The following is a 15,877-nucleotide window of genomic DNA, read 5'->3' as shown; positions in this document are numbered from 1 at the left end:
CGTCGTCATGGCTTCTCCCCGCTGCGGCCGCCCGGTACAAGGCGCAAAACAGGAGCAGACATGGACAGGCAGGCGATCCGGGGCCGTTGGGCGGTGGCGTCCCTTTTCTTCATCAACGGCTTCAACATGGGGTCCTGGGCGCCGCAGATCCCCCAGATGATGGAGCGGCACGGGCTGCGCACCGGGTTCATGGGGGTCCTGATCCTGGTGATCGGTCTGGGCGCCGTGGTGGCCATGCTGTTCGCCGGCAAGCTGATCGCGGCGCATGGCTCGCGCCGGGTACTTTTGACCTCGGCGGTCCTTTTCATCCCGATCCTGCCCCTGATGGTTCTGGCGCCGACACCCTGGCTCGCCATGCCCTTCCTGTTTCTGTTCGGCGCCTTTGGCGGCTGCATGGATGTGGCGGTCAATGCCAATGCGGTGATGGTGGAGCGGTCATTGGGCCGGGCGATCATGTCCTCCTCGCATGGGTTCTGGAGCCTGGGCGGCTTTATCGGTGGCGCCTTGGGGGGCCAGGCCATCGCGACCTTTGGCTATGGCGCGCAGGCCCTGGGGGTGGCGGCGATCGGCGTGGTTTGCGTCGCTTTGGCCGCCCGCTTCATCGTGAGCGATCCGCCGCATCTGGCGCATGCCAATAAGCCCAAGGCCCGGATGTTCCCGAAGGTGCCGATCCTCTATCTATTGGGGGCGATGGCGCTCTGTTCCATGGTGCCGGAGGGCGCGGTGCTGGATTGGGCGGCGGTCTATGTGAAAGAGCAGCTTGGCGCGGACCTTACGCGGCAGGGGCTGGCCTTCGGGTTGTTTTCCGGCGCCATGGCCCTGGTACGCTTCATGGGCGATGCGGTGCGCAACCGCTTTGGCGCGGTGCAGACGCTGCGCGTTTCGGGTGGGATTGGCGCGGCAGGGCTGATGCTAGCGGCGCTGGCGCCGACCGACCTTGTGGCCATTTCGGGCTTTGCCCTGGCGGGCATCGGGGTTGCCAACATGGTGCCGATCGTGTTCTCGGCTGCCGGGAATTACCCGGGGCTGCCGTCAGGCTCGGGCATCGCCACGACCACGATGATCGGCTATTCGGGCTATATGCTGGCCCCCTCGATCATCGGTTTTGTCGCCCAGCATGTCGGCTTTCGCTTCACCTATGCGGTGGTGGCAGGGCTTTTGTTCACCGCGGCCTGTCTTGCGACCAAGGCCGAGGCGGCGGATGGCGTGACCGCCTAGCCGTCGAACAGGTCGGTCTGGCCGGGCAGGCGCGGCGCCTCCATCCCCAGGTGGCGCCAGGCCTTTTGCCCCAGCATCCGGCCGCGCGGGGTGCGCAGGATCAGGCCCTGCTGCAGAAGGAAGGGTTCGATCACCTCTTCGATCGCATCCCGCGCTTCTGACAGGGCCGCGGCGATGGTCTCGACCCCGACCGGGCCGCCGCCATAATGTTCGGCCAGAAGCGTGAGGTAGCGGCGGTCGTTGCCATCCAGGCCCAGGTGATCGACGCCGAGCCGGGACAGGCTGCTGTCGGCAATCGCCTGAGTCAGGCGGCCATCGCCCTCGACAGTCACGAAATCCACCACGCGGCGCAGCAGGCGGCCGGCGATGCGCGGCGTGCCGCGGGCGCGGCGGGCAATCTCCATCGTGCCTTCGGGGTCGCTTTCCACACCCAGAAGCCGGGCAGCGCGGGTGACGATATGGTCAAGCTCCGCCTCGGTATAGAACTCCAGCCTTGTCGGGATGCCGAAGCGGTCGCGCAGCGGCGTGGTCAGAAGGCCAAGACGGGTGGTGGCCCCGACTAGGGTGAAGGGCTGCAGCTCGATCCGCACGGTGCGGGCGGCGGGGCCTTCGCCGATCACCAAATCGAGGGCGAAGTCTTCAAGGGCCGGATAGAGCACCTCTTCCACAACCGGAGAAAGACGGTGGATCTCGTCGATGAACAGCACATCGCGCGGTTCCAGATTGGTCAGGATCGCGGCCAGATCGCCGGGCTTGGCCAGCACCGGGCCTGAGGTCATCCGGAAGCCCACGCCCAATTCCCGCGCCATGATCTGCGCCAAGGTGGTCTTGCCCAGACCCGGAGGGCCGTGGAACAGCGTATGGTCCATCGCCTCGCCGCGCTGCTTGGCGCTTTGGATGAAGACGCGCAGGTTGGCGCGGGCTTCGGCTTGCCCCACGAAATCGTCAAGGCTCTGCGGGCGCAGCGCCCGGTCCATGTCCTCGGGCTGCTTTTGCGGGCTGATCGGGCGCTTCTCGTCCATTTACTTGGGCGCCAGCAGTTTAAGGCTGGCGCGGATCAGCGTGGCGGTATCGGCCTCGGGCTGTTCGGCCGAGATGGTCATGACGGCCTGCGCCGCCTCGCCCTGGCCATAGCCGAGGTTCACCAGCGCCGAAAGCGCATCGGCGCTGAAGGCGGCGCGGTTCGAGACCGGGGGCGGCGGGGCTGCGGCGCGGCGCTTCGGGGCAGGGGCCTCGGGCGCTTCGATCACCTCATGCGCCGTGGCGGGCATCGTGCCGCCCAGGGTCATCATGCCGGGGGCCTTGGCCTTCAGCTCCAGGATCACGCGCTGCGCCAGTTTCGGGCCGACGCCCTGCGCGGCCTGAATGGCACGGGCATCACCCAAAGCGATGGCGCGGGCCACGCCCTCGGCGCTGAGGGCGCCAAGGATCGACATCGAGGCTTTGGCGCCAACCCCTTGCACCGTCATCAGAAGCTTGTGCCATTCGCGGTCCAAGAGGGTCAGGAAGCCGAAAAGCTGCAACAAATCCTCACGGACCAGAAGGTCGGTGTAAAGGGCCGCAGCCTCACCCACCGGGGGCAGAGCGGCCAGGGTGCGGTCGTTGACATGGACGATATAGCCCACGCCCCGCACATCCAGAAGGACCTGATCCAGACCCTTCCAATCCACCACACCCGAGAGTTTGCCGATCATCCCGCTGCCCTTCTGACCGCAGCCTCCAACCGGCCCGCGCTTTGCAGATGATGCGCGTGGCAGATCGCAATGGCCAGAGCATCCGCCGCATCCGGCCCCGCAATCTCCACCCCGGGCAGCTGCAGGCGCACCATATGGTCGACCTGCGCCTTGGCGGCATGGCCGACACCCACCACGGCCTTCTTCACCGCATTGGGCGCATATTCCCCGATGATGAGACCCGCCTGCGCCGGCACCAGCAAGGCAATCCCGCGCGCCTGACCCAGTTTCAGCGTGGCCACGGCGTCCTTGTTGACGAAGGTATGTTCGACCGCCGCCGCATCGGGCGCATAGCGGCGCAGCACCGCCGTCAGCTGCGTGTGCAGCGAAACCAGCCGTTGCGCCAGTTCGCCGTCGCCCGCATCCGAATGGCAAATACCGTTTGCGACATGTGTGAGTCGCGCCCCTGCCACGTCGATCACGCCCCAGCCAAGGTTTCGCAAGCCCGGATCAATGCCAAGAACCCGCATCCCTACCCCTTTGTTTTTGTTGGGCCAAAGCTAGCACGAAAAGAGAACATCCGCCAAGGGCTTTCCGCCGCGGCACCCCGGGACGAAAGCGCCACTCCGGACGCGAAAAACGACACGATTGCACGTCATTCGAGTTTTAGTTAATAAAAACAACAGGAAAGAACCCGAACCTGTCATGCACGGCACGCAAGGCGGCCTTGCTGAGGCTCATCTTGTCGAATGTTCGCACACCGACTATTTCGTGTGCATCCGAAGCGAATACGCGCTTCCAGCTTATGCAGTTTTTGAAAGGACTACCCGCTATGGCCGCCTATGAGACGTCCCGCGCGGCGCCGTTCGGCGCCATCACCGTTTTCCGCATGGTCCAAACCGTGACCAATGCGCTCGAAGCGATGAAGGCCTGGAATTCGGCCCGCATCACCCGCAAATCGCTCAGCCGTCTGTCGAACCGTGAGCTCGACGATATCGGCCTGTGCCGCGGTGATATCGAGCTTATCGGCCGCTGAGCGCCCGATCAAGATGTTCAAGGCCGCTGCATCCCGCAGCGGCCTTTTGCATTTCCAAAGCTGAAACCTGAACCGAGATCAGGCAAGGCCCGCCCTGAATGTGGCGACATCAGGGCAGGCTCTTTTCATTTGATCTTGAGGAGCAGGGCCTCGATCCGCCCGGCGGTATAGACCGTCAGCGGGTCCGCCTGCATCAGCCAGCCGCCGACCTTCTCCATCCCGTCGCCCGCCATCAGATCGGCCACGCGGTTGTTGAAAGTAACGTCGCCAAGCTGTTGATACATCGTGCCTTTCAGCAGGATGGCACAGAGCGCCAGGAACAGGATCGGCCCGATCAGGGACCTGCGGCGCGGTGCCGGCTTGCGGTAGTGCGAGCGGCCGAGCGTCCCGGCAGCCTCGAACCCATAGCCCTTTGCACGCGCCTTCTCGATACGGGCGACCCGCCCGTAGAAATCAGTCATATTTGGGTTGGCCATGCCAGAACTCCCGAATGCGGCCCCCACCGCAAAGCGGGGTTACGCCGGGATTATGGCAGAAATGAGACTTTTATGGTCAATGCGACCCGGTTTGGGCAGATTGCCTTAGTCTCGCCGCAAGACCAAAGCGGACCATTCGCCGAGATCCTCGCGCGAGACCGGGGTGAAGCCATTGGCGACATAGGCCGCGGTCACCGCCTCGGCCTGAACGACCAGCAGGCCGGAGAGGATGACAAGCCCGCCCGGCGCGGTGTTTTCCGCCATCGGCGGGGCGAGCTCGATCAGCGGGCCTTTCAGGATATTGGCGAAGATCAGATCGAAGGGCGCTGCGGCCTTGATCGCGGGATGCGCGAAACCTGCGGCCTCCAGGCACTCGATCCGGCCTTCCATATGGTTGATCGCCACATTGGCCGCAGCCACATCCACCGCCACCTGGTCGATATCGGAGGCGATCACCCGGGCCTCGGGCAAAACTGCCGCAGCCGCCATCGCAAGAACGGCGGTGCCGCAGCCGATGTCGGCGACCTTGGCCGGGCGGACGCCTTCACTGTAAAGCCGGTCCCAGGCGCGCAGGCAGCCCAGGGTCGTGCCGTGGTGGCCGGTGCCAAAGGCCACCGTCGCCTCGATCTGCAGGGCAATGCGGCCGCCTTGCGCCAGAACCTCGGGCACCTTGTCGGCGTCATGACTGCCATAGACGTAGAAACGCCCGGCCTCGACCGGCGACAGTTCGCGGCGCACCTTGGCGACCCAATCGACTTCGGGCAGTTCGGAAATCGCGAAGGGACGGGCCTCGAAGGCGAGAGCGAAGACCTCGAGCATCACAAGGTCCGGCGGCTCCAGGAAATAGGCGCCCACTTCCCACAGGCCCGAATCGTCCTCGATCTCGAAGACGCCCACGCCGGTCGGCTCGGGGGTCATCTTCTCCATCGCTTCCGCAAGGGCGGTGGCGGCGTCTTCGCCCGCTAGGGTGGTCAGCGCGGTATAGGTTGGCATGGGGCGGCCTTTCAGGCGAATCAAACTGTCGGAAAGGGCGTTAAGCCCCGCCGCGTCTTGCGTCAAGTTGCCAGATTCCACAGTGCCTTATACGCGTTGGAGGTTGACTTGCCGCGCCTCAAGGTTGAGAGAATCCCGTTGTGACGGCTCTGGTCTCGCAGAGCCCTTTGGTGAAGGTGCAACGCAGTTGATGGACTCAGGACGGGAGCCGCCCGACACGCCACTCCCCAAGACCCGCAGGCCGCGAGGCCCCGCGCTGTCCATCAGCCGGATCACCAGGGCCGCCCTGCTCCTGATCGACGAATCCGGGCTGGAGGCCTTCAGCTTTCGCAATCTCGCCCGCGCCCTTGGTTGCCAGGCGATGAGCATCTACCACTATTTCCCGTCCAAGACGCATCTCTTCGAGGCCCTGGTCGATGACCTTCTGGCCGAGGCGATGGTCTTTGGCCGCGCCGGCACCTGGCAAGAGCAATTGCACGCGATTTCGACCGCTTACCGGCAGATGGCGCTGAACCATCCCGGATTCTTCCAGCATTTCGCGACGTTCCGGATGAACAACCGCGCCGGGCTGACCTTTCTGGAGGCGATCGCCACCATCCTCGAAGGGGCCGGGCTGCACGAGGAAGCCCGTGCAAGGCACTTCCGCTTCCTGCGCCACTATCTCGTCGGCGCCTGCCTGTCCGAGACCACCGCCACCATAGCCCGCTATTCCGCGACGGCGCCGGTGCCCTTCGAGATCGCCCGCCGCGACTTTCCCGCGCTGATGGCGATCGGCCCGCATTTCGGGGCCGATCGCAACGCGGCCAGCTTTGCCGAGGGGATCACACTGCTGATCCGCGGCATCGAGGCCGATCTGGCCGGCTGAGCCTCAGGCCGAGACCTTCAGCCCGATCGGGCAGGTGACGCCGGTGCCGCCGATGCCGCAATAGCCGCCGGGATTCTTCTCCAGATATTGCTGATGGTAATCCTCGGCATAGTAGAAGGTCGGTGCCGGCAGGATCTCGGTCGTGATGGCACCAAAGCCCTTGGCGGTCAAAGCGGCCTGATACTCGGCCTTGCTCGCCGCGGCCGCCTGGGCCTGTGCGTCGGAATAGGTATAGATTCCCGAGCGGTAGGTCGAACCCACGTCATTGCCCTGCCGCATGCCCTGGGTCGGGTCATGCCCCTCCCAGAAGGTCTTGAGCAGTTCGGCGTAGGTCACGACCTTCGGGTCATAGATCACCCGCACCACCTCGTTATGACCGGTCAGCTGGGTACAGGTTTCCTTGTAGGTCGGGTTCGGCGTGATGCCGCCAGCATAGCCGGTCATCGTCAGCCAGACGCCCGGGATGTTGTAGAACTTCCGCTCCACGCCCCAGAAACAGCCCATGCCGAACATCGCCTCGTCAAAGCCTGCGGGGACGGCGGATTTGAGCTTGATCCCGCTCAGAAAATGCGTGTCGGCGGTGGGCAGGGGTTCGGCCCGACCCGGCAGCGCCTTGTCGGGGGTGACCATATCCATCTTGCGGCGGTCAAAGAGAAACATCGCGGCTTCCTTGTGTGGGGGGATGCGGGGAATATAGGGGGGCGCACCCCCACTTGGTAGGGGCTTCACGTTCACGTCAACGCTTTTGACCCAAAGCGTCCTCCGCTGCCCCGGATCGGGCAACCGGGGCAGCAAGCCCGGCCAAGCGGCGCCAACTGGTTGCCAGCCCGGGATGGGCTTGGTAGCCTTCTGCCGATCGGTGCTGCGGAGGACGCGTGCATCTGCAAATCGAGGCAAGGTCCAGCGATGAAACCAAATTATGTGATCTTGTCGCATGGCCGCGCCGGGACCAATTTCTGCTCGCAGAACATGCAGGACCATCCTGAAATCGCGGCCTTCATGGAGCCGTTCAACGGCGTTCCCGCCAACCGGACGAAGCTTGCGGGCGAGATCTGGGACGGCACCTCCAGCGCCATGGACTTTGCCCGCCGCCAGTGCTTTGACAACCCGGAGCTGCAAGACAAGGCGCGCGGCTTCAAGCTCTTCTACTTCCACTGCCGCGAGAACCGGGTGACCTCGGACATCTGGCGCGCCCTGCGGCAGGACAAGTCGGTCAAGATCATCTTCCTCAACCGCCGGAATTTCCTGAACAAATTCCTCAGCGACCAGCGGGCCAAGGCCTCGGGCGTCTGGCATCCCAACCGCAAGGACTATCTGTCCAGCCAATATGCCGAGGTGGTGGACCTGCAGGTCGATATCCCGGCCTGCCTGAACATGATGCAGTACCTTTATGCCTCTTATAACCTGATCCGGCGCGAGTTTGCCCAGCACGACCATATCGAATGGTTCTACGAAGATCTGAAGGGCAGGGGCGATGCCTTCATGGCCGATATCTGCCGGCTGCTGAACGTGGCCCCGCACCCGGTGAAGGTGCCATTTCGCGCCGGCACCCTGTCGCCCGCGACGACGCGGATCCTGAACCGCGACCGCGTGCTGGAGGTGATCGGCAGCTCGATCTTCGCCGACCAGATCGCCGATTGCCCGCTGCTGACGCAAGGGTGATGGCCGCAAGGCCCCGCCCGTCCGTTCCGCCGCGCCCTTCTCCCCTCTGGCCAAGGAGCACCTCTTGCCCGCAGTCCTGACCACCCTCCTGCGCCACATCGTCCCGGCCTATCTTTGGGTCTACGACCTCTGCCTGCCGCTCGGCCCCCTGCGCGGGCCAATCGTGCTGGGCTATGGCCCGATCCTCCTGGGCATCGCGGCCTTTCTGGTGAAACCCTGGGCGCTGGACCCCTGGCTCGGCAACGGCGCCGCCACCTTCACCATCTTCGCCGCCTTCGCCCTGATGGGCCCCCTGATGCACATCGGATCGAAGATCCTGGCCGAGGTCCTGCACAAACGCCGCACCGGCCAATGGCCGAGAACCGCGGTGGTGGGGTTCGACACGGGCGGAAGTGCCAGCCCGACGATGGTTTGGGTGGAGATGGTGCGGGATTGGAGCAAAGACCCGGCCTGAGGCGCGGGGACGATCAGGGCAGGTGGCTCGCACCGCAGGCAATACTTGCCGCGTCCCGACACGGGTGCCGCGAACCGGTTGCACCTTGCATCGAAACCTCTGGATGAACGGAAAAGGGCGGGGAAGTCCCCGCCCTTTGTTCCGCCTCGGATTAAGCCGTCACCCCTGCAGGGTCCGCACTCCATAACCCTCACCCCGTGCCTTCATCGCCTCGACCACAGCGATCGCGGCGGCGGCGGTGGTGAAGTAGGGGATCTTGTCCATCAGGGCGACGCGGCGGATATCGCGCGAGTCGCTGATGGCTTGGGTGCCCTCGGTCGTGTTCATCACCAGGGCGATCTCGCCGTCCTTCAAGCGGTCCACGATGTTCGGGCGGCCTTCATAGACCTTGGCGACCGGGGTCGAGGCGACGCCTTGGGTGGAGAGCCAGGCCGAGGTGCCCTTGGTCGCGACAATCTCGAAACCCAAGGAAATCAAGCCCTTCATCGCCTCGGCAAAGGCTTCGGTCTTGTCCATGTCCTTGATCGAGACGAAGGCGCGGCCGGCCTCGGGCAGGATCACGCCAGCGCCCATCTGGGCTTTCAGGAAAGCCAGGGCGAAGGTGCGGTCCCAGCCCATCACCTCGCCGGTCGAACGCATTTCCGGCCCGAGGACGGGGTCCACGCCGGGGAAGCGGGCGAAGGGCAGCACGGCTTCCTTGACCGAGAACCACGGGGTTTTCGGATCGGCGAGCGTCAGCGGGTCCATCAGGGGCAGGGGGGTGTCGGGACCCACACCTGCGGGATAGGCCGGGCGCATCGGGAAGTTGGCCAGCTTTTCCCCGGCCATCAGACGGGCCGCGATGGAGGCAATCGCGCTGTCGGTGGCCTTGGCCACGAAAGGCACGGTGCGCGAGGCCCGCGGGTTGACCTCCAGCACATAGATCACGCCGTCCTTGATCGCGAACTGCACGTTCATCAGGCCGACGACGTTCAGGGCCAGCGCCATCTGGACGGTCTGACGCTTCAGCTCCTCGACCGTGGCATCCGACAGCGAGTGCGGCGGCAGGCAGCAGGCGCTGTCGCCCGAGTGGACGCCAGCTTCCTCGATATGCTCCATGATGCCCGCGACATGGACTTCTTTACCGTCGCTTAACGCATCCACGTCAACCTCGATCGCACCGGAGAGGTAGGAATCAAGGAGGACGGGAGAGGTGCCAGAGACCTGAACCGCCGTCGCGATGTAGCGTTCCAGCTGGGCGTCATCGCGGATGATTTCCATCGCACGGCCACCCAGAACGAAGGAGGGACGGATCACCAGCGGGTAGCCGACATCCTTGGCGACCTTGAACGCCTCGTCCCGCGAGCGCGCCGTGCCGTTGTGCGGCTGCTTCAGGCCCAGCTTGTGCAGAAGCTGCTGGAACCGCTCGCGGTCTTCGGCGAGGTCGATGGCATCGGGCGTGGTGCCGAGGATCGGGATGCCTTCCTTGAAGAGCGCATCCGCCAGCTTCAAGGGCGTCTGCCCGCCGAACTGGACGATGACGCCATGCAGCGTGCCGTTCTCCTGCTCGACCCGCAGGATTTCGAGGACGTGTTCCAGCGTCAGCGGCTCGAAATACAGACGGTCCGAGGTGTCGTAGTCGGTCGAAACCGTCTCCGGGTTGCAGTTGACCATGATGGTTTCATAGCCGGCAGCGGTCAGCGCATAGCAGGCATGGCAGCAGCAATAGTCGAACTCGATGCCCTGACCGATCCGGTTCGGGCCGCCACCAAGGATGACGACCTTTTTCGCCGCGCTCGGACGGGCTTCGCATTCCACATCGCCCATCGCGGGGGCTTCGTAGGTCGAATACATATAGGGCGTCTGCGCCTCGAACTCGGCGGCGCAGGTGTCGATGCGCTTGAAGACGGCCTTCACACCCAGATTGCGGCGGGCGCGGCGGACCTGCGCCTCGTCACGCCCCGTGAGCTTGGCCAGACGGGCATCGGTGAAGCCCATCATCTTCAGCTTGCGGATGCCGTCGGCGGTGACCGGCAGACCCTTGGCGCGGACCACGGCCTCGGCCTCGATGATCTCGCGGATCCGGGCGAGGAACCAGGGGTCAAAGGCGGTGATGGCGTTGATGTCGTCGTCCGACAAGCCGTGGCGCATCGCTTGGGCGATGTTGCGCAACCGGTCGGGGGTGGCTTCCGACAGGGCCTTGGTGATCGCCACACGATCGGGCGCGCCGGGGATGGCGATTTCGTCAAAGCCGCTCAGGCCGGTTTCGAGTGAAGCCAGCGCCTTCTGCATCGATTCGTGGATCGTGCGGCCAATCGCCATGACCTCGCCCACCGATTTCATCGCGGTGGTCAGGTTCGGCAAGGAACCGGGGAATTTCTCGAAGGCAAAGCGCGGGATCTTGGTGACGACATAGTCGATCGACGGCTCGAACGAGGCCGGGGTGACCTTGGTGATGTCGTTGTCCAACTCGTCCAGCGTGTAGCCGACCGCCAGTTTCGCCGCGATCTTGGCAATCGGGAAGCCAGTGGCTTTCGAGGCCAGCGCCGAGGAGCGGCTCACCCGCGGGTTCATCTCGATCACGACCATCCGGCCATCGGCGGGGTTGATCGCCCATTGCACGTTGGACCCGCCGGTCTCCACCCCGATCTCGCGCAGCACGGCAATGCTGCCGTTGCGCATGATCTGGTATTCCTTGTCGGTCAGGGTCAGCGCCGGGGCCACGGTGATCGAGTCGCCGGTGTGGACGCCCATCGGGTCGATATTCTCGATCGAGCAGACGATGATCGCGTTGTCGGCGGTGTCGCGCACCACCTCCATCTCGTATTCCTTCCAGCCGAGCAGCGACTCGTCGACCAGCACCTGCGCCATCGGCGAGGCTTCGAGGCCGGAGCGCACGATGGCCTCATAGTCGTCGCGGTTATAGGCCACGCCGCCGCCGGTGCCGCCGAGGGTAAAGGCGGGGCGGATGATGGCGGGCAGGCCGACATAGTCGAGGGCGGCGACCGCCTCGGCCACGCCAGCGGCGATGTCATATTTGCCGGAAGCGAGTTTCGGGGCGGCGATGATGGTGGCCTTGGGGTTTTCCAACCCGATCCGGTCCATCGCCTCGCGGAACAGCTTGCGGTCTTCGGCCATCTCGATGGCCTCGCGCTTGGCGCCGATCAGTTCGACGTTGAACTTGTCGAGCACGCCCAGGTCGGCCAAGGCCAGTGCGGTGTTCAACCCGGTCTGGCCGCCCATGGTGGGCAGCAGGGCGTCGGGGCGCTCTTTCTCGATGATCTTGGCCACGACTTCCGGGGTGATCGGCTCGATATAGGTCGCATCCGCCAGCCCCGGGTCGGTCATGATCGTGGCGGGGTTGGAGTTGACCAGGATCACCCGGTAGCCCTCTTCCCGCAGGGCCTTGCAGGCTTGCGCGCCCGAGTAATCGAACTCGCAGGCCTGGCCGATGACGATGGGACCGGCTCCGATGATCATGATGGATTTGATATCGGTTCTCTTCGGCATGGCGGCCCCCTTACGGCAAAACTTGCCGGGTTATAGCCATGCCGGACGGGGGCGCAAGGGGATTCCGGGCCTTGGGGCCAGGCATTGCGCGGCGCGGCGAAGGCGGGGTGGTGCGCGCAACGAAAAGGGGCCGGAGGTTTCCCCCCGGCCCCAAATCCGCGCAAAGCGTGCTTACATCTTTTCGCCTACGGCGGCCTCGGCGGCGGCGATCACGGCCTTGCGGGCGGCGATGCGGTCACCGGTCGGCGGACCCTCGAAGCGGCGGTTTTCCACCGCGAACCACAGGATCAGCGCCAGAGCGATAAAGCCCAGCACGATCCACAGCACCACCTCGTTCGGCGGGGCCACGGCGATGAACAGGATCACCGCCATGCCGACCACCGACAGAACGGTGACCAGCTTGTAGACGCCTTCGCTCATCGCCCAGGGGCCGGGGTTCGGCCATTTCTTGGTGCCATAAGCGAAGAAGCCTGCCACCAGCGGCACGGTGAAGGACAGGAACAGGAAGACCAGGGTCGAGTTCACCACGATCACATAGATCGAGGTGCCGCCGACTTTGACCATCATCGCGAGCAGCACATAGAGGATGCAGAGCACGGTCGCCGTCCAGATCGCGGTGACCGGGGTGCGGTACTTGGGCGAAACGGTCGACAGCGCCTTGGAGCCGATCGGCATGCCGTCATCGCGCGAGAAGGCGAAGAGCATCCGCGAGGCCGAGGTGACGGTGGCCAGACCGCAAAGGAACTGCGCGATCAGGATGCCGATGTAGATGGCCAGTTTCAGCCCGGCGGGCAGGATGGCGTCCATCGTGGCGAAGAACACCGAGAAGCCCTGCGAGGCACCGGTCTTCATGTCGGGAATGGCCAGCATGATCGCGCAGATCATGATCCAACCGATCAGCGAGGACCAGAAGACCGAGGTCACGATACCCTTGGGCACCGACATGGCGGCATTCTTGGTCTCTTCCGACGTATGGGCCGAAGCGTCATAACCGGTGATCGTATAGACCGGCAGCAACAGGCACAGAAGGAAGAGGTAGCCCATGTTGTCGGACTGCGGGAAGACATTGCCGCCAGCCTCACCCGAGTAGTTGGTGAAGGTCCAGAGCCGCGAGAGGTCCAGCGAGGGGGCGTAGATCAGGCAGCCCAGAACCAGGGCGGCGGTGGTCACGAAGATGATATAGCCCGAGATATCGGTCAGGAAGCTGGTGATCTTGATCCCGAGGTGGTTGAACAGCGCCTGAATGGCGGTGATCACGGCCACGAAGATCACGATCTGCGGGTCGGTGCCGGTGAAACCGAAATTGGCGCCGAAGGTTCCGGCGAAGTAATAGGCGGTGCCGATGTTGATGGCGCCCAGAACCGTGATCAGCCCCAGAAGGTTCAGCCAGGCGGTCAGCCAGCCGACAAACCGGTTCCCCAGGATCGAACCCCAGTGGTAAAGCCCGCCCGCCGTCGGGAAGGCCGATGCGATCTGCGCCATCGACAGGGCGAACATGGCGGAGAGGGCGCAGCCCACGATCCAGCCGATGCCTGCACCTGCGCCCCCGATCGAACCTATCGCCTGCGCGAAGGAGTTGATCCCCCCCGACAGGATGCAGATGATCGAAAACGAGATGGCGAAGTTCGAGAATTTGGACATGGAGCGCGAAAGCTCCTGGGCGTAGCCCATGCCATGCAGGACTTTGACGTCCTCATGGTGGTCCTTGTCGGTATAGTCGTCCGCTGCCATTGTTATCCCTCTCCGTGCCGTGGTGTTTGAACCATGGTCTTTGCGCCGTGTTCTTGTTGTGGGGCCGCGACTTTCTGTCCGCCCAATGCAAGAGAAGCGCTGATTTTACAGTCTGTCCAGCGCTGAATAGATATTTACAGAAGGGAAACGGAGCTTTGCGGGTCCGCATGTCGCTTTCCTCGAAAAACCGGGCAAAAGCCGGGTGGCATGAGGGGCTTTTCGGCACTAGGTGAAGGGCCAAAGGAGAGATCGGATGATCTTGCTGGAACACGGCCCGAAAGGGCAGGCGGCGCTGTTCGACGGGGCCCTGGGGTTGGTCGTGGCGCGCGAGGCGGCCGAGGTCGCCCCGGCGCTGGCGGCGCTTGACGCGGCGCGCGCGCGCGGGCTCTGGGTGGCGGGCTGGATCGCCTATGAGGCGGGCTATGCGCTGGAGGAGCGTCTGGCGCCTCTGATGCCCGAAGCCGGCGGCCCGCTTCTGGCCTTTGGCCTCTATGACGGGCCGCGCGATGCCGCTCCCCTTCTGGCGCAGGCGGCCGGGGCTGCAGCCGCGGTCCGGGTCGCGCCCGTCACGCCCGCGATCACGCGCGACGATTATGCGGCGGCCTTTGCCCGGGTGAAGGACTATATCGCGGCCGGGGATTGCTACCAGATCAACCTGACCTTTCCGCTGAAAAGCCGCCTGACCGCGGGCACTCCCCTCGGGCTTTACGGCGCGCTGAGGTCGCGGCAGTCGGTGGGCTTCGGCGCTTTCGTCGATCTGGGGGAAGGGCTGCCCGTTCTGGTCTCGCGCTCGCCCGAGCTGTTCCTGCGCACCGAGGCCGGCGGCCGCATCGAAAGCCGCCCGATGAAGGGCACGGCGCTGCGCGATGCCGACCCGGTGCAGGATGCGGAACTGGCCGAAGAGCTGCGCCTGTCCGAGAAGAACCGCGCCGAGAACCTGATGATCGTGGACCTGTTGCGCAACGATATCTCGCGGATCGCCCGGGTCGGTTCGGTCAAGGTGCCGCAGCTCTTCGCGGTGGAAAGCTATGCGACGGTGCATCAGATGGTCAGCCGCGTCGTGGGCCAGCTGGAGGCCGCGCCGGCCATGGCCTGTCTGATGCCGGCGCTTTTCCCCTGCGGCTCGATCACCGGCGCGCCGAAGATCCGGGCGATGCAGATCATCCGCGAGGTCGAACCCTTCGCCCGAGGTGCCTATTGCGGTGCGGTGGGCTGGATGGCCCCCGACGGGGAGAGCTGCTTTTCGGTGGCGATCCGGACGCTGACGCTAAAGGGCGCGCAGATCACGCTCAATGTCGGCGGCGGCGTGGTGCAGGATTCGACCTGTGAAGGCGAATGGGAGGAGGCACATTGGAAAGCGCGCTATCTGACGGGGCTTTCGACCCCGGGCTGAGATTGATCGAGACGATGCTGTGGGACGGCGCTGGGGTGCCGCGGCTGGCGCTGCACGAGGCGCGGCTGACCCGCTCGGCCCGGGCGCTGGGCTGGCCGGCGCCGGGGTCCGTCGCGGACCTATTCACCGGCCTTCCCGCAGAGGCCCTGCGCCTGCGTCTGACACTGGATTGCCAAGGGGGCCTCGCGATGGAACGCGCGCCCCTGCCGCAGGCCAAGGCGGAATGGGTGGTGGGCCTGGCCGCGGCCCGGCTCGACAGTGCCGACCCCTGGCTGCGGGTCAAGACGACGCGGCGGGCGGCCTATGATGCGGCGCGGACCTCGCTGCCGGCGGGGGTGGACGAGGTCGTTTTCCTGAACGAACGCGGCGAGGTCTGTGACGGCACGATCACCACGGTCTTCTTCGACCGCGGGCAGGGGATGCGGACGCCGCCGCTGGCCTCGGGCCTCTTGCCCGGGGTCTTGCGCGCGGCACTTGCCGCGCCGGAAGAGACCTTGCTGGCGCGTGATCTCGGACAGGTGCGGCTCTGGGTGGGCAACAGCCTGCGCGGTTTGATCCGCGCCCGATTTTTCGACGAAAAATCGAAAGGTTAAGGGCGGGCCCCACGATTTTTCTGCGAAAAATCAAGTGTATGGGGCCCGTCGCGACGCGAATTTGATTTTTCGCAGAGGGTCTTGACTAGGAGAGCGGGTTTTCGCGGCAGATTTTGAGCAGGATCCTGGTCAGGTTCTTGCCGCGATTGTTGTATCTGAACTCGCATTCCTTGAGGTGCAAGGGGAAGGTTTTGGGGCTTAGGCCGCGGAAGCGGGCGAGGCGGGTTTTGGCGTAGCCCCAGAAGGCCTCGATGCCGTTGATATGGACCTCGCCACGGGCGAATTCGTCGCGAC

At 64.8% G+C, this 15,877-nt stretch carries 15 protein-coding genes and 1 pseudogene; 7 read left to right on the top strand and 9 right to left on the bottom strand.

Annotation, left to right across the window (positions count from 1 at the left end; all coding sequences use genetic code 11):
- Window positions 1-60: 60 nt before the first annotated feature.
- The gene (locus AC1DVR_RS21510) at window positions 61-1,218 is read left to right on the top strand and encodes an MFS transporter (RefSeq protein ID WP_478002670.1); all 1,158 of its coding nucleotides are present in this window, start codon (window positions 61-63) and stop codon (window positions 1,216-1,218) included.
- On the opposite strand, the gene ruvB is transcribed toward AC1DVR_RS21510, so the two are convergent.
- From ruvB to ruvC, 3 genes are read right to left on the bottom strand one after another with little or no spacing between them, the layout of a single operon-like run.
- The gene (gene ruvB / locus AC1DVR_RS21505; protein WP_478002669.1) at window positions 1,215-2,240 is read right to left on the bottom strand and encodes a Holliday junction branch migration DNA helicase RuvB; all 1,026 of its coding nucleotides are present in this window, start codon (window positions 2,238-2,240) and stop codon (window positions 1,215-1,217) included. The genes AC1DVR_RS21510 and ruvB overlap by 4 nt on opposite strands.
- A complete protein-coding gene (gene ruvA, locus AC1DVR_RS21500; RefSeq protein WP_478002668.1) occupies window positions 2,241-2,912 on the bottom strand; it encodes a Holliday junction branch migration protein RuvA in 672 nt (223 codons plus the stop codon).
- On the bottom strand, window positions 2,909-3,421 hold the full coding sequence (ruvC, locus tag AC1DVR_RS21495; protein ID WP_478002667.1) for a crossover junction endodeoxyribonuclease RuvC: 513 nt from the start codon (window positions 3,419-3,421) through the stop codon (window positions 2,909-2,911). Before ruvC ends, ruvA begins: the two co-directional genes overlap by 4 nt.
- Window positions 3,422-3,723: 302 nt before the next feature.
- On the opposite strand from ruvC, the gene AC1DVR_RS21490 reads away from it, so the two are divergent.
- The gene (locus tag AC1DVR_RS21490; protein ID WP_478002666.1) at window positions 3,724-3,927 is read left to right on the top strand and encodes a DUF1127 domain-containing protein; all 204 of its coding nucleotides are present in this window, start codon (window positions 3,724-3,726) and stop codon (window positions 3,925-3,927) included.
- A 125-nt stretch (window positions 3,928-4,052) separates the two neighbouring features.
- Here the strand turns inward: AC1DVR_RS21490 and AC1DVR_RS21485 are convergent, their stop codons facing one another.
- Window positions 4,053-4,403: a hypothetical protein gene (locus AC1DVR_RS21485; protein WP_478002665.1), complete on the bottom strand. Its 351-nt coding sequence runs from the start codon at window positions 4,401-4,403 to the stop codon at window positions 4,053-4,055.
- Window positions 4,404-4,508: 105 nt separating this feature from the next.
- Window positions 4,509-5,396, bottom strand: coding sequence for a 50S ribosomal protein L11 methyltransferase (locus AC1DVR_RS21480; protein ID WP_478002664.1), 888 nt, complete (start codon window positions 5,394-5,396; stop codon window positions 4,509-4,511).
- A 190-nt stretch (window positions 5,397-5,586) separates the two neighbouring features.
- On the opposite strand from AC1DVR_RS21480, the gene AC1DVR_RS21475 reads away from it, so the two are divergent.
- Window positions 5,587-6,261: a TetR/AcrR family transcriptional regulator gene (locus AC1DVR_RS21475; protein ID WP_478002663.1), complete on the top strand. Its 675-nt coding sequence runs from the start codon at window positions 5,587-5,589 to the stop codon at window positions 6,259-6,261.
- Between the two features lie 3 nt (window positions 6,262-6,264).
- Here the strand turns inward: AC1DVR_RS21475 and msrA are convergent, their stop codons facing one another.
- Window positions 6,265-6,921 (bottom strand): peptide-methionine (S)-S-oxide reductase MsrA, encoded by a 657-nt coding sequence (msrA, locus tag AC1DVR_RS21470; RefSeq protein ID WP_478002662.1) that lies wholly within the window; start codon window positions 6,919-6,921, stop codon window positions 6,265-6,267.
- A gap of 246 nt (window positions 6,922-7,167) precedes the next feature.
- Here msrA and AC1DVR_RS21465 point away from each other — a divergent pair, with 246 nt between their 5' ends.
- Both AC1DVR_RS21465 and AC1DVR_RS21460 read left to right on the top strand, forming a co-directional pair.
- Window positions 7,168-7,923, top strand: coding sequence for a hypothetical protein (locus AC1DVR_RS21465; RefSeq protein ID WP_478002661.1), 756 nt, complete (start codon window positions 7,168-7,170; stop codon window positions 7,921-7,923).
- 64 nt (window positions 7,924-7,987) lie between these two features.
- Window positions 7,988-8,377, top strand: a complete 390-nt coding sequence (locus AC1DVR_RS21460) for a hypothetical protein (protein WP_478002660.1) — start codon at window positions 7,988-7,990, stop codon at window positions 8,375-8,377.
- A gap of 159 nt (window positions 8,378-8,536) precedes the next feature.
- Here AC1DVR_RS21460 and carB read toward each other — a convergent pair whose 3' ends face one another.
- Both carB and AC1DVR_RS21450 read right to left on the bottom strand, forming a co-directional pair.
- Complete coding sequence (gene carB / locus AC1DVR_RS21455) at window positions 8,537-11,866, bottom strand: carbamoyl-phosphate synthase large subunit (RefSeq protein ID WP_478002659.1); 3,330 nt, start codon at window positions 11,864-11,866, stop codon at window positions 8,537-8,539.
- A 171-nt stretch (window positions 11,867-12,037) separates the two neighbouring features.
- Window positions 12,038-13,597, bottom strand: a complete 1,560-nt coding sequence (locus tag AC1DVR_RS21450; protein WP_478002658.1) for an amino acid permease — start codon at window positions 13,595-13,597, stop codon at window positions 12,038-12,040.
- A gap of 253 nt (window positions 13,598-13,850) precedes the next feature.
- On the opposite strand from AC1DVR_RS21450, the gene AC1DVR_RS21445 reads away from it, so the two are divergent.
- Window positions 13,851-14,990 (top strand): aminodeoxychorismate synthase component I, encoded by a 1,140-nt coding sequence (locus tag AC1DVR_RS21445; protein ID WP_478002657.1) that lies wholly within the window; start codon window positions 13,851-13,853, stop codon window positions 14,988-14,990.
- Window positions 14,948-15,583 carry an aminotransferase class IV family protein gene (locus AC1DVR_RS21440; protein ID WP_478002656.1) on the top strand — a complete coding sequence of 212 codons (636 nt, stop codon included), beginning with the start codon at window positions 14,948-14,950 and terminating at the stop codon, window positions 15,581-15,583. The genes AC1DVR_RS21445 and AC1DVR_RS21440 overlap by 43 nt, the downstream gene beginning before the upstream one ends.
- 85 nt (window positions 15,584-15,668) lie before the next feature.
- On the opposite strand, the pseudogene AC1DVR_RS21435 reads toward AC1DVR_RS21440, so the two are convergent.
- Window positions 15,669-15,877, bottom strand: a pseudogene (locus tag AC1DVR_RS21435) (hypothetical protein); the annotation flags it as partial.

It is taken from the genome of Rhodobacter sp. P2_H5, assembly GCF_056403335.1.
Note: the sequence above shows the minus strand (reverse complement) of the source record. Positions and strands in the feature narration are given on the sequence as shown.